Source organism: Brevibacterium sp. 'Marine', from assembly GCF_012844365.1.
Lineage (GTDB): Bacteria > Actinomycetota > Actinomycetes > Actinomycetales > Brevibacteriaceae > Brevibacterium.
This window is the reverse complement of the sequence record NZ_CP051626.1, coordinates 1,154,817-1,166,222: the sequence shown is the minus strand read 5'-3', so window position 1 is coordinate 1,166,222 and position 11,406 is coordinate 1,154,817. Positions and strand designations below refer to the sequence as shown.

10 protein-coding genes are annotated in these 11,406 nt (G+C 66.4%); 3 read left to right on the top strand and 7 right to left on the bottom strand.

Going from position 1 to position 11,406, the window contains the following annotated elements; all coding sequences use genetic code 11:
- Positions 1–86: 86 nt before the first annotated feature.
- Both hpt and HF684_RS05050 read right to left on the bottom strand, forming a co-directional pair.
- The gene (gene hpt, locus HF684_RS05055; RefSeq protein WP_169251622.1) at positions 87–638 is read right to left on the bottom strand and encodes a hypoxanthine phosphoribosyltransferase; all 552 of its coding nucleotides are present in this window, start codon (positions 636–638) and stop codon (positions 87–89) included.
- 47 nt (positions 639–685) lie between these two features.
- A complete protein-coding gene (locus HF684_RS05050; RefSeq protein ID WP_169251621.1) occupies positions 686–1,957 on the bottom strand; it encodes an MFS transporter in 1,272 nt (423 codons plus the stop codon).
- Positions 1,958–2,073: 116 nt separating this feature from the next.
- Here HF684_RS05050 and HF684_RS05045 point away from each other — a divergent pair, with 116 nt between their 5' ends.
- Positions 2,074–3,348 (top strand): amidohydrolase family protein, encoded by a 1,275-nt coding sequence (locus tag HF684_RS05045; protein WP_211168070.1) that lies wholly within the window; start codon positions 2,074–2,076, stop codon positions 3,346–3,348.
- A 3-nt stretch (positions 3,349–3,351) separates the two neighbouring features.
- Here HF684_RS05045 and tilS read toward each other — a convergent pair whose 3' ends face one another.
- The 3 genes from tilS to dacB are packed head-to-tail and all read right to left on the bottom strand — an operon-like array spanning position 3,352 to position 6,855.
- Complete coding sequence (gene tilS, locus HF684_RS05040; RefSeq protein WP_248279121.1) at positions 3,352–4,374, bottom strand: tRNA lysidine(34) synthetase TilS; 1,023 nt, start codon at positions 4,372–4,374, stop codon at positions 3,352–3,354.
- Positions 4,361–5,377, bottom strand: coding sequence for a zinc-dependent metalloprotease (locus HF684_RS05035; RefSeq protein WP_169251619.1), 1,017 nt, complete (start codon positions 5,375–5,377; stop codon positions 4,361–4,363). Before HF684_RS05035 ends, tilS begins: the two co-directional genes overlap by 14 nt.
- Positions 5,374–6,855, bottom strand: a complete 1,482-nt coding sequence (gene dacB, locus HF684_RS05030) for a D-alanyl-D-alanine carboxypeptidase/D-alanyl-D-alanine-endopeptidase (RefSeq protein ID WP_169251618.1) — start codon at positions 6,853–6,855, stop codon at positions 5,374–5,376. Before dacB ends, HF684_RS05035 begins: the two co-directional genes overlap by 4 nt.
- A 108-nt stretch (positions 6,856–6,963) precedes the next feature.
- On the opposite strand from dacB, the gene HF684_RS05025 reads away from it, so the two are divergent.
- The gene (locus tag HF684_RS05025) at positions 6,964–7,452 is read left to right on the top strand and encodes an inorganic diphosphatase (RefSeq protein ID WP_169251617.1); all 489 of its coding nucleotides are present in this window, start codon (positions 6,964–6,966) and stop codon (positions 7,450–7,452) included.
- A 171-nt stretch (positions 7,453–7,623) separates the two neighbouring features.
- Positions 7,624–8,265, top strand: a complete 642-nt coding sequence (locus HF684_RS05020) for a VOC family protein (RefSeq protein WP_169251616.1) — start codon at positions 7,624–7,626, stop codon at positions 8,263–8,265.
- 149 nt (positions 8,266–8,414) lie between these two features.
- Here HF684_RS05020 and HF684_RS05015 read toward each other — a convergent pair whose 3' ends face one another.
- Positions 8,415–10,496 carry a PhoX family phosphatase gene (locus HF684_RS05015; RefSeq protein WP_169251615.1) on the bottom strand — a complete coding sequence of 694 codons (2,082 nt, stop codon included), beginning with the start codon at positions 10,494–10,496 and terminating at the stop codon, positions 8,415–8,417.
- 146 nt (positions 10,497–10,642) lie between these two features.
- Complete coding sequence (locus HF684_RS05010) at positions 10,643–11,404, bottom strand: CPBP family intramembrane glutamic endopeptidase (protein WP_169251614.1); 762 nt, start codon at positions 11,402–11,404, stop codon at positions 10,643–10,645.
- Positions 11,405–11,406 lie beyond the last annotated feature (2 nt).

Below are 11,406 nucleotides of genomic sequence, written 5' to 3'. Positions count from 1 at the left end.
AGCCCGAATGCGTGCCGAATCTATTCCGTCACAGACCCCGGAGGCGGCCCGGGTTCGCCGCGGGCGTAAAAAGCGGTGCAGTCGGTTCAGCTGTAGACGTGCTGAGCCAGGGTCGCGACGAACGGCACATTGCGGTACTTCTCCGCGTAGTCGAGGCCGTAGCCGATGACGAATTCGTTGGGCACATCGAATCCGACGTACCTGACGTCGATGTCGACCTTGACGGCTTCGGGTTTGCGCAGCATGGTGCAGATCTCGACAGTGCTGGCCCCGCGGGTGCGCAGGTTCTGGACCAGCCAGGACAGGGTGAGGCCGGAGTCGATGATGTCTTCGACGATGAGGACGTGACGATCGGTGAGGTCGGTGTCGAGGTCCTTGAGGATCCGCACGACGCCGGAGGACTTGGTGCCCGACCCGTAGGAGGACACGGCCATCCAGTCCATCGTCACCGGAGAATGCAGGGCACGGGCGAGGTCGGCCATGACCATCACGGCCCCTTTGAGGACGCCGACGAGGAGGATGTCCTTGTCTTTGTAGTCTTCATCGATGGCTGCGGCCAGTTCAACGAGTCGTGCGGCTATCTGCTCTTCCGAGACGAGTACTTTTTCGATGTCATTGCCGAGATCGTTGATGTCCACGAGTGTCGATTCTCCTCAGATGCGGGTCCTGGAGATTCCATTATGGGTCACTTTGCCTCACCGGTGCCAGTGGGCCCGGATGTCGGTGCCAGTTCGTCGTCGACGGCCCCCGGACCGGCCGACAGCCAGCCGGTGATCGCCATCAGCGCGGAGATGATGACCATGAACCACAGCGGCACCTGCCAGCCTCCGCTGACGCCGAGCAGTCCGCCCACGGCCAGCGGGCACAGTGCGGCGAGCACATAGCCCGACGACTGGACGAATGCCGAGGTCGAGGCCGTGACCGAGACCTCGCGGGTGCGTGAGGTGATGAGCGCCAGTGCGGCGGGGAAGGCGAATCCGCCGTAGCCGAGCAGAGCCGCCCACAGCCACGGGACGCTGAGCGGGCTGAGCAGCAGTCCGGTATAGCCGGCGACGGCGCTGACGCCGAAGGAGACGAGGAAGGCCCGTGGGGCGATGGACCGGACGATGATCTGCGGGGCGAGGAATCCGCCGGGCAGACCGCCGAAGGTGACGATCGTGAGCATGATCCCGGCGAGGAAGGGGTCGAGTCCGGCATCGCGGTAGATCTGTGGCAGCCACCCGAACTGCAGGTAGGCGTTGGCCGATTGGAGACCGAAGAACATCGCCATGTACCGCGCCTTGGGTGAGGTGAAGACCGGTCGCCGAGGCGGCGCCTCCTCCTGCTGCCCACCGGGATCCGCGGCCTGTCCGGTCAGGACGGGCACGGACTTCAGCGTCCGCAGCACCGTCCAGGTGACGAGTGCGGAGAAGGGCACGACCATCCAGAAGCCGAGGCCGACGCGCCACCCGCCGAACTGTTCGGCCAGGGGCGCGGTCAGCAGCGAAGGCAGCATCGATCCGAGGCCGAGCGAGACGGTGAACGTCGTCGCTCCCAGGGTGGGCCGGTGCGGGAAGCGGGACTTGACGTAGACGGGCAGGATGACATTGCCGATCGACATTCCGGCCAGGGCGAGGACCGTGAGCAGAGCGAAAGCCACCCATTCGGTGACGATCGCGCGCAGACCGACGCCTGCGACGATGAGAGCCGCACTCATGGCCAGAGCGGAGAACAGACCGAGTCGTTTGAGCAGGGGCACGGCGATGATGCCGCAGACGGCGAACACGAGTCCCGGCAGAGCCGTGAGCAGACCGGTCTGCCATTCGGCCAGGGAGAATCCGTCGGTGACCTCGGAGAGCACGGGGCCCAGCGAGGAGGCGGCCGGCCGCAGTGAGGCGGCGATGAGGACGAGGCAGGCCAGGGCCAGACCGTCGAGGCCGCGGGAGCGTCGGAAGCCCTGCTGGGGCGAAGTCGTCATGGCCTCATCCTTTCAGACAGCTGTTGTCGCCGGACACGCGGGCCGCGGTCCCACGGAGGCGCGCTATCGGACACAATCTCCGATGGTATACCGTTTGACGGTCGTAGGCTGGGCACATGATCCTTGTGAAGAATGTGCGCCTCTTCCCGCGCACCCCCGATGCTCCCGCCGTCGATGTCGAGATCACCGAGGGACGATTCTCTCGCCTCTCCCCCGCCGAGGATGCCGCCCCCGGTCCCACCCCGACCGGTACGGGGACGACGCCGACCGGGGTCGAGGTCATCGACGGTGCCGGGCGGATCCTGCTGCCGAGCCTCGGCGATGTCCATGCCCATCTGGATTCGAATCGGATGGGCCAGACGTTCCGTCCGCACACCGCCGACGGCACTCTGCACGGGTACATCATGAACGATCGGGAGAACTGGCGAGGCGGCGAGCGCAGCGTCGCCGATCAGGCCGCATTTGCGATTGCGAAGATCATCGCTTCCGGAGGCACGCGCATCCGCTCACACGCACAGGTCGATGCCGACTGCGGTCTCGAGCGCTTCCACGGGGTCAGGGCCGCGCTCGAGGCTCATGCCGATGTCCTCGACTTCCAGGTCGTCGCGTTCCCGCAGGCCGGAATCGTGCACGAGCAGGGCGTCGAAGAGCTGCTCGATGCGGCTCTGGCCGACGGCGCGGACCTCGTCGGAGGACTCGATCCGCTGCTCTACGACCGGGATCCGGTCTCCCACCTCGATGTCGTCTTCGGCCTGGCTGAGAAGCACGGCAAGGGCATCGACATCCACCTCCACGAAGCGGGCACCGCGGGACTCTTCTCGCTCGAGGAGATCGCCGCGCGGACACGAGCCGCGGGCATGGCCGGGCAGGTCACGGTCTCCCATGCGTTCGCACTGAATACGAACCCGGAACCCGAGGTCGCCCGGGCCCTTGATGTCCTCGCCGAGGCGGGAGTGGCCCTGACGACGGTTGCCCCGGCCAAGGGTGCGCTGCCGCAGGCGCTCATCCGTGCCCGACGCATGGCTCTGGGGCTCGGTGAGGACGGTCAGCGGGACTATTGGAGCCCCTATGGTGACGGCGACCTGCTGCGCCGGACCTGGCAGCTGGCGTTCACGAATGGGTTCCGTGCAGACGCAGATATCGAAGGCTGTCTCGATATCGCCTCCCGCGGAGGAGCTCAGGTCATGGCCGGCGCCCGCCCCGACGGTTCGGCGCTGGTCGACGATTCCCGGTTCGGTCTGGCCGTGGGCGCTCCCGCCGACTTCGTGCTCGTCGAGGCCGACACGGTCACCTCGGCGATCATGGACTGCCCACGGGACAGGGACGTGTTCAAGGCGGGTCGGCTCATCGCCTCCGGCGGCGAATTGGCAGGCGGGCCGCGGCTGAGCTGAGCCTCAGCGGGCCTTCGCTGCGAGCTGGAACACGGCCTGCCCGCCTCCGACGACGACTTCCGTGTCCCCGGGCAGGGACAGTCGACCGCGCCTGCGGTCGCGGATGAGGGCGCAGAGCTCGGCGACCCGCACCGCTCCGAGGTTCTGTCCGGGCACGCCGAGTGAGATCACCCAGTCGCGCACGACGCGGCTGAGCACGGCATCGTCGAGTGCGGTGAAGACCTCCACCGGCACCGAGGCGGCTCCGCGGACCTGCTGCCCTGCCGCCTCGGCGTGGGCATCGACGAAATCGGCGTCGGCTCGGCAGAGGTCGGCGGTGCGGGCGAGGTTCGCGGTGACCGGTTGACCGAGTTCGGCTTCGAGTCCGGCCAACAGCTGCCGGGCCCGGACTCGGGTGAACGCGGTGTCGGCGTTCATCGGATCGTTCCAGATCTCGATGCCCTGGGCCTGACAGGACGCTTCGGTCTGGTCTCTGTCGAGGCCGAGCAGGGGCCGCATGAGGCGACCGGCCAGCGGGCTCATTCCAGCCAGGGACCGGGTGCCCGATCCGCGCATGAGGCCGAGCAGTACGGTCTCGGCTTGGTCGCTGCGGGTGTGGGCGGTGAGGATCCAGTCGGCTCCGGCTGCGGCCCGAGCGGTTTCGAGGGCGGCATAGCGGGCGGTGCGCGCCGCAGCTTCGAGGCCTTCGTCGCCGGCGTCGATGCTCACACTCATCACCTCGGCGGGCACGCCCCAGGATTCGGCGGTGGCGGCGACCCGGTCGGCCACCTCGGCGGTGACGGTCTGCAGACCGTGATCGACGGTCAGCGCACGGGCACGGATCTCACCGCGCCGATGGAGGAACGCGGCCGCGTGCAGCAGAGCCATCGAATCCGCTCCCCCGGACACCGCGACGATGAGGCCCGGTGCGGACGCTCCTGCGTCCGCGAGTGCGGCACGAACGGCAGTGCGGATGGCAGCACTCGCCGGGTCGAGGGTCGGCCGTCTCGGCGAGGCTGCGTCGCGCGGACCCTCAGCCGTGGACACGGTCGAGCCAGAGCTGCGGATCGTGGATCTCTGCCGTGCGGGGAAGGTTCGCGGGTTCGGCATAGATGCGGGAGAAGCCCTTCTGTCCGACCTCGCGGCGGACGGCCCGGACGAACTTCGCCCCGTCGCGATATTGGGCGAGTTTGAGATCCATTCCGAGCAGATTGGTGAGGAAGCCTCCTTGGGCGGCATCGCGGCGGGCCTCGAACTTGCGGCGCAGCCGGCGCACGCTCGGGATCACTCCCGCGCCCACTTCGTCCATGACGACATCGGCGTGGCCTTCGAGCAGGGACAGGATCGCAGTGGCCTCGTCGAGTGCAGTGCGCATGTTCTCGTCACGGATGAGGTCGATGATGCTGGCCTCGCCCTTGACGATGCGCCCGAGGGTGGCGAAGAGGTCGACGATCCCGCCGACTCCCGGCATCGTCAGTCGGGTCGACACGGCCCCGGAGAGCAGGGTGCGCATATGGTCGCGCAGCCAGGGCGCGGTCGCGAACTGCACTTGATGGGTGGCTTCGTGGAGGGCCACCCACATGCGGAAGTCACGCGGATCGACGTCCATGGCCTTCTCGGCGATGAGCACGGCGGGGGCGACGAACATCAGCCGTCCCGTTTCCACGGCGAAGGGGTCGAACTGGCCGAGCACGCGGGTCGACAGGAGCGAGAGCACCCCGGCGACCTCGACGGCACCGGCCATCGCGGTGGCGGGGCTGACCGGGGCGGGCAGGGCCGCCTCGTCGAGCATTCCGTTGACGGACTGCGCGTTGGCTTTGACCCAGCTGACCTGGTCGAGGACGAGCACGGAACCGGCGGCGAGCCGCCCGCGCACAGCATCGGCGTGCTCCGGCGGCAGCAGAAACGAGTCGAGCACGAGGTCCTGAGCTGTCAGCGCATTGTCCTTCATCCCCTCGACGAGTGTCTCGAGCACACCCGGTTCGGGGACCTTCGCCGCGGAGACGAGCTCACGGGCGGTGCGGGCGGCGAATCCCTCGTCGATGATCATCGGCAGCCGCAGTTCGCGAGGGCTGTGACGATTTCGTCCACGGTCTTTCTGGCTTCCAAGATCTCGTCCTTATCCACGTCGTCGATCTGGATGGAGAATACGAGGTAACGTCCCTCCGCGTCGAGGACCCCCCCGGCCAGGGAGGTCACGGTCGACAGCGTTCCGGTCTTCGCATGCACCACCCCGGAGGCGTTCCTCTCGTCGAGGAATCGGTCATGCAGGGTGCCGGTGAGTCCGCCGACGGGAAAGTAGCTGACGAGCCCGGCCAGAGAGTCATCGGCGACGACCGAGGCCTGCAGGACGGTCGTGAGATCGTGTGGGGCGATCCGATTGTCATAGGACAGCCCCGAGGTGTCGACGAGGTGGGTGCGTCCGAGATCGACGGATTCGCCGAGGGCCTCCAGGACCGCCTTCGGACCGTTCTCGAGGCTGCCGTCCCTGCCTTGGGCGATGGCGACCTCGTTTCCGAGCACCTCGGCGACGACGTTGTCGCTGTGCACGAGCGCGTATTCGACGATCTCGGAGATCGTCGCCGACTCCACCCGGGCGAGTTCCTTCGGGTTCTCGGACGGCGTCTCGGTTTCGGACTCGTCGGCCTCCGCGGTGACGGTGATCCCGGTCTTCTTCAGCTCTTCTTCGAAGATCGAGAACGCGTCCTTGGCGGGGTGCTCGCTGCGGCCGCGCCATTCGGCGTTCGTCGATCCGATGTAGGCGGTGTCGACCATGATCGGCTGGATCGGGGTGATCACGCCCTTGGCGATATCGGACCGGGACCACCCGGAGTCGAAGTCCTCGCCGACGTAGCGGCTCGTGTCCAGGTTGAGGGCCACCTCGGTGATGTTCTGGTCTTTGAGGGCGGCCGCGGTGTCCTCGGCCAGGGTCCGCAGTCCCCCGTGCCCGTTGACCGAACCGGGATCGGAATCTCCGGCCGACAGGAGCACATCGCCTCCGGCGGTCAGCGTCAGGGTGTGCGTGTCCGCATCGAAGTCCGTCGTCGTCGCCAAACGCTTCTCCCCGCCGATCGCGGACAGCGCGGCGGCCGCGGTGAGCACCTTCGTCACGGAGGCGGGAGTGCGCGGCTTCGTCTCGTCCTTCGCGTAGAGGACGTCATCGCTGATCCCGTCGCGGACCTCGAGGCCGAAGCCCTTGACCTTCGAGTCCTTGAGCACTGCGTCGATCGTCTTCGGGATCTGCGTGGGAACGGGAGCGGAATCGTCGACCGCCGAGGCGGGGGCGGGCACCTGCCCGGCGTGAGCCTGCGGGGTGGGCACGGTCTGGACCTCGACCTGGGGGTCGGTGGTGAGCACACCGGGCAGACCGGGCACGAGGTCATAGGCGTCGACGGCGGCGTAGGCGCCGAGCACGAGAACGACGGCGCCGGCGGCGATCGCACCGCCCCTCTTCCGCCGCGATTTCCTGCGTTCGCGGCGCGGGGAGCCGGAGTCCGACGGGTTCTGCGGCGCATCGGTGTCGTTCAAACGCAGGCTCTCATTCCTCGACGACCGTGGGGTGGCCGCCGTCGGTGGGCGGTGACGGGGACTTGTACCATCTATTCTAGTGATGCACCCCTAACGTGAAGGAGCACTATGGAACTGCTGGCCACAATCGAGATCCCTCAGGGGTCCCGCAACAAGTACGAAGTCGATCATGAGACCGGTCGGGTCAAGCTCGATCGCTACCTCTACACCTCGATGCAGTACCCCGCCGACTACGGCTATATCGAGGACACCCTCGGCAACGACGGCGACCCTCTCGATGTGCTCGTGCTGCTGCCGGAGCCGCTGTTCCCCGGCGTGCTCGTCGACATCCGCCCGATCGGCATGTTCCAGATGGAAGACGAGGCCGGCGGCGACGACAAGGTTCTCGCTGTTCCCGCCGGAGATCCCCGTTGGGACTCCTACACCGACATCTCGGATGTGGACCAGTTCATGCTCGACTCGATCGAGCACTTCTTCAGCCGGTACAAGGACCTCGAGCCCGGCAAGTTCGTCAAGGGGTCGAGCTGGGCGGGCCGCGAAGCCGCCGAGGCCGAGATCAACGCCTCCATCGAACGGTTCAAGGCCGAGGGCCACTGAGCTCTCCCCTCACTCCCTGTGCTGGTCGCTCAGCACTTGTTCCGAACCGCCCGGATGATGACATCCGGGCGGTTTCGCATGTCCTCCGCCGCTGCCCGAGCGTGACGATCATCACGATTTCTTAGGTGACCCTAAGGGGCAGTGTGAGCCAGGTTATGCGATTGTCGAGTCATGAAACTCGATCATGTGTCATACGCCAGTGAACCTGACGGCTATCGTGCGACCGCCGAGCGGATCTCGGAGAAGCTCGGTGTGGTTCCCTACGACGGCGGTGTGCATCCTCGATTCGGCACCAGAAACCTCATCTTCCCCCTCGCGAACGGCCATTACCTCGAAGTCGTGGAAGCCTTGGAGCATCCGGCCGCTCTCTCGACGCCCTTCGGTCAGGCGGTCCGGGCTCGTTCCGAGCTCGGCGGCGGCTGGATGGGCTGGTGCGTCTCGGTCGACGATCTCACCGCAGTCGAATCCCGCCTCGAACGCAAGGCCGTCGACGGCAATCGCACGCCGGAGTCCGGTTTGGAACTCAAGTGGCTGCAGATCGGTGTCAAGGGGCTCATCGCCGATCCCCAGCTGCCGTTCTTCATCAAGTGGTCCGCCGACTCTTCGCAGCACCCGTCGACGTACAAGACGAATGCGGGAGTCGACATCGACACCCTGCAGATCGCCGGGGACCGCGACCGTCTGCGCGACTGGCTGGGCACTCAGGATGCCAAGCCGATCTCGGAGATCAACATCGACTGGTCCGCGCCCCACGGGACGCCGGGCATCATGTCGGTGAGCTTCAGCACGGAGAACGGCCCCGTCACCATCTGAGACCCTGCGGGGTCGCTGGTGAACCGGTGGGGCTCTGTGCCACAGCACAACAGAGTTCAGGACGATCTGTGCGGAGTTTCCCTTGAGAAACCCGCACAGATCGTCCTGAACTCGTTTTGAACGCAGCCGCTGACTATCGGCTGCGGCGCTCACTTGTCGCGGCCGTGGCCCTTGCCGTTTCCGCGGCCGTTGCCCTTGCCTCCGCCGTTGCCCTGGCCCTTGATGACCTGAACGACTGTCGGGCGCGGCATCGCAGCCACTCCCTTCTTCACGTCGGTGGAGTCGACGTAGTCGGGGAACTGCGAATGCTGATCCGAATAGGATCCGTCCTCGCCGGGGTGCTGGACGGCGACGAAGGCGGACCGGTATTCGTCGTGGATGAGCGGCCCGCAGACCTCGGCCTCACGCGGCACCGACAGGAACTGTTCGACTCGGCCGCGCTGCTTGCCCTCAATAGTCACTTTGAAGAGGCCATCACAGTAGCCGATGCCGTCGGGAGCGCCGTCGGTGGAGATCCACAGATTGCCCGCCGAGTCGAAGGCGACGTTGTCAGGGCAGGAGATCGGTGAGACCTGATCGGCGGGGAATCCCGAGAAGTATGTGGCATCGCCCTGTTTCGGGTCTCCGCAGACGAGCAGCAGGGTCCAGTCGAAGTCCGTCCCGGTGTGGTCGCCTGTCCGTTCGGTGATCTCGACGATATGGCCGTCGCGGTTCTCCGTGCGCGGGTTGGCCTCGTCGACTCCGGCCTTGCCGGAGGTTCCGCGGTCGGAGTTGTTCGTGCAGGCGACGTAGATCCGCCCGTTGACCGGGTTGGGTTCGACGTCCTCGCAGCGGTCCATCTTCGTCGGTCCGACCTTGTCCGCGGCCAGACGAGTGTTGACGAGGACTTCGTCGACGGAGAAGCCGGACACCTGCGACTTGCCGTCCTTGACCAGCGGAAGCCACTGTCCGCTGCCATCGAATTCGCCGTCGGAGGGCACGTCGCCGCTGCCGTCGATCTCGGACTTCGGGGAGTTGCCGGTGAACTTCGCGACATAGAGGTCGCCGTCGGTCAGCAGCGTCTTGTTGTGTTCGCGATCGCCTTCGATGAAGGTGTCCTTCGACACGAACTTGTAGAGGTAGTCGAACTTCTCGTCGTCACCCATATAGGCGACGGCATGACCGGAGTCGGAGATCGTGACGTTGGCGCCCTCGTGCTTGAACCGCCCCATACTCGTGTGCTTGACGGGAGTCGATTCCGGATCCCACGGGTCAACCTCGACGATCCAGCCGAAGCGGTTCGCCTCATTGGCGTAGCCGGGCTTGTTCGTGTCGAAGCGGTCGACATCGTTCTCCCAGCCGTTGGCCGAATCCTCGCTGTCGAGTCCATAGCGTTTGTCGGCCGCCGAGGTGCCCTGGGCCTTGAAGTAGGAGTTGAAGTTCTCTTCGCCGGAGACGACCGTTCCCCATGGGGTGAGTCCGCCCGAGCAGTTGCCCAGCGTGCCCTGGGTCCTGTCGCCCTGCGGGTAGTCCTTCGTCCGCAGCAGGTCGGAGCCGGCGGCGGGGCCGGTGAACTCGTATTCGGTGTCGATGAGGAAGCGACGGTTCTTCTTCCCGTTGACGTCGACCGACCACGGGGAGTTCTTGTGGCGGCGTTCGAGCTCGACGACGGTCAGACCGTGGGCCTGCCGGCTGATGGCGCGCTTGTCAGCGGCGGCCATCGACTCCGGGTACATGATCTCGTCGTTCGTGTACTCCTGGTTGGCGAAGAGCAGTGCCCGGTTCTCGTCGGACTCGTCGACCTGGATGGACAGGAAGTCGTTGTTGTAGCCGAATTGGCGACGCTGCGCTTCGGGGCTCTGGTTCTCCGGATCGAATTTCGGGGAGTCGGGGAACAGCGGGTCGCCCCAACGGACGATCGGATGCCAGGAGTAGCCCTGCGGAACGATGAACTCATCGACTTCGTGATGGACGGGGTCGATGGCGGAGAACTTCAGGGTGCCGTGTCCGGCCGCCGCGGCGCTGCCGGCGGTCGGGCTGGGTGCGGTGGTCACGGCGAGCGCCAGGGCTCCCGCGGCAGAGGCACCGAGGACGGCGCGGCGGCTGAGCTTGGCGTCGACGATGTCACGGAAGTAGCCGTTCGACGAGGTGTTGCAGGTGGCCTTGAGGCACGCGTTGTCGCATTTGAGGGCGCAGGTGACGGCGCTGCGCTTGCCGCGTACGTGGTCGGCCATCGGTAGGAATGTTCTCATTGCTTCTCTCCTCGCATCATGGTTCCGGCTCCCTCCGACAGCCCGACTGCTCGGTCCGACACCGGAGGGTTCACCCGGTCGAGATTGTCACCGGCACCTGACCCGAGTTCAACCCAAGTGTGAACACCGGGTGAACCCTGCCGCACTCAGCCGATGTCGACGAGGGCGAGCACTCCCGGGGCGAGGAATCCGACGGCGTCGATGATGACGTGCGCCCACACCAGCGGCATGAGTCTGCCCTTGCGCAGGAAGTACCAGCCGAAGATGATGCCCATGGCGACGTTGCCGATGAATGGGCCGATGCCCTGGTAGAGGTGGTAGCTGGCCCGGAAGAGCGCCAGGGAGATGATGATCGGCCACGGTCCGTACCCCAGCTGCCGCAGTCGCAGCGCCCCGAAGCCGAAGATGAGCACCTCTTCGAGGATTCCGTTCTTCGCGGCCGAGAGCAGCAGCACCGGGATCGTCCACCAATGATCGCCGAGGTTGGACGGCTGGATCTCGGCCGTGATCCCCAATGCCCTGCCGCCCGCGTACACCCCGAGGGTGCCGATGCCGATCACGAGGAAGATGAGGGCACCGTGGCCGAGGTCGCGCAGTCGGTGCCCGTCGACTCCGAGCCGGATGGGCAGCGGCCGGGCCGGTCGGTCTCGACTGAGCAGGTAGAGCCCGAGGGCGACCGGCACCAGGGCGAAGCCGATGTCCAGAAGCTGATAGATCAGGTCGAATCCGGGTCGGGGCGAGATCGAGGTGTTGAGTTTCGCCTGGGCGTCGCTGATCGGTCCGCGCGTGGCGATGTCTGCCAGGCGCACGATCGCGTAGACGGACGCCTGCCCCAGGGACAGCGTCGCGATGAGGCCGAGCTCGAACCACAGGCGCTTTCTCTCCTGCGGTTCGAGCTCGGTCGTCATGG

Coding starts and splice junctions, on each gene's coding strand:
- HF684_RS05050 (WP_169251621.1), bottom strand. CDS start 1,957: ATGACGACTTCGCCCCAGCAGGGCTTCCGACGCTCCCGCGGCCTCGAC.
- HF684_RS05045 (WP_211168070.1), top strand. CDS start 2,074: ATGATCCTTGTGAAGAATGTGCGCCTCTTCCCGCGCACCCCCGATGCT.
- HF684_RS05035 (WP_169251619.1), bottom strand. CDS start 5,377: ATGATCATCGACGAGGGATTCGCCGCCCGCACCGCCCGTGAGCTCGTC.
- HF684_RS05025 (WP_169251617.1), top strand. CDS start 6,964: ATGGAACTGCTGGCCACAATCGAGATCCCTCAGGGGTCCCGCAACAAG.
- HF684_RS05020 (WP_169251616.1), top strand. CDS start 7,624: ATGAAACTCGATCATGTGTCATACGCCAGTGAACCTGACGGCTATCGT.
- HF684_RS05015 (WP_169251615.1), bottom strand. CDS start 10,496: ATGAGAACATTCCTACCGATGGCCGACCACGTACGCGGCAAGCGCAGC.
- HF684_RS05010 (WP_169251614.1), bottom strand. CDS start 11,404: ATGACGACCGAGCTCGAACCGCAGGAGAGAAAGCGCCTGTGGTTCGAG.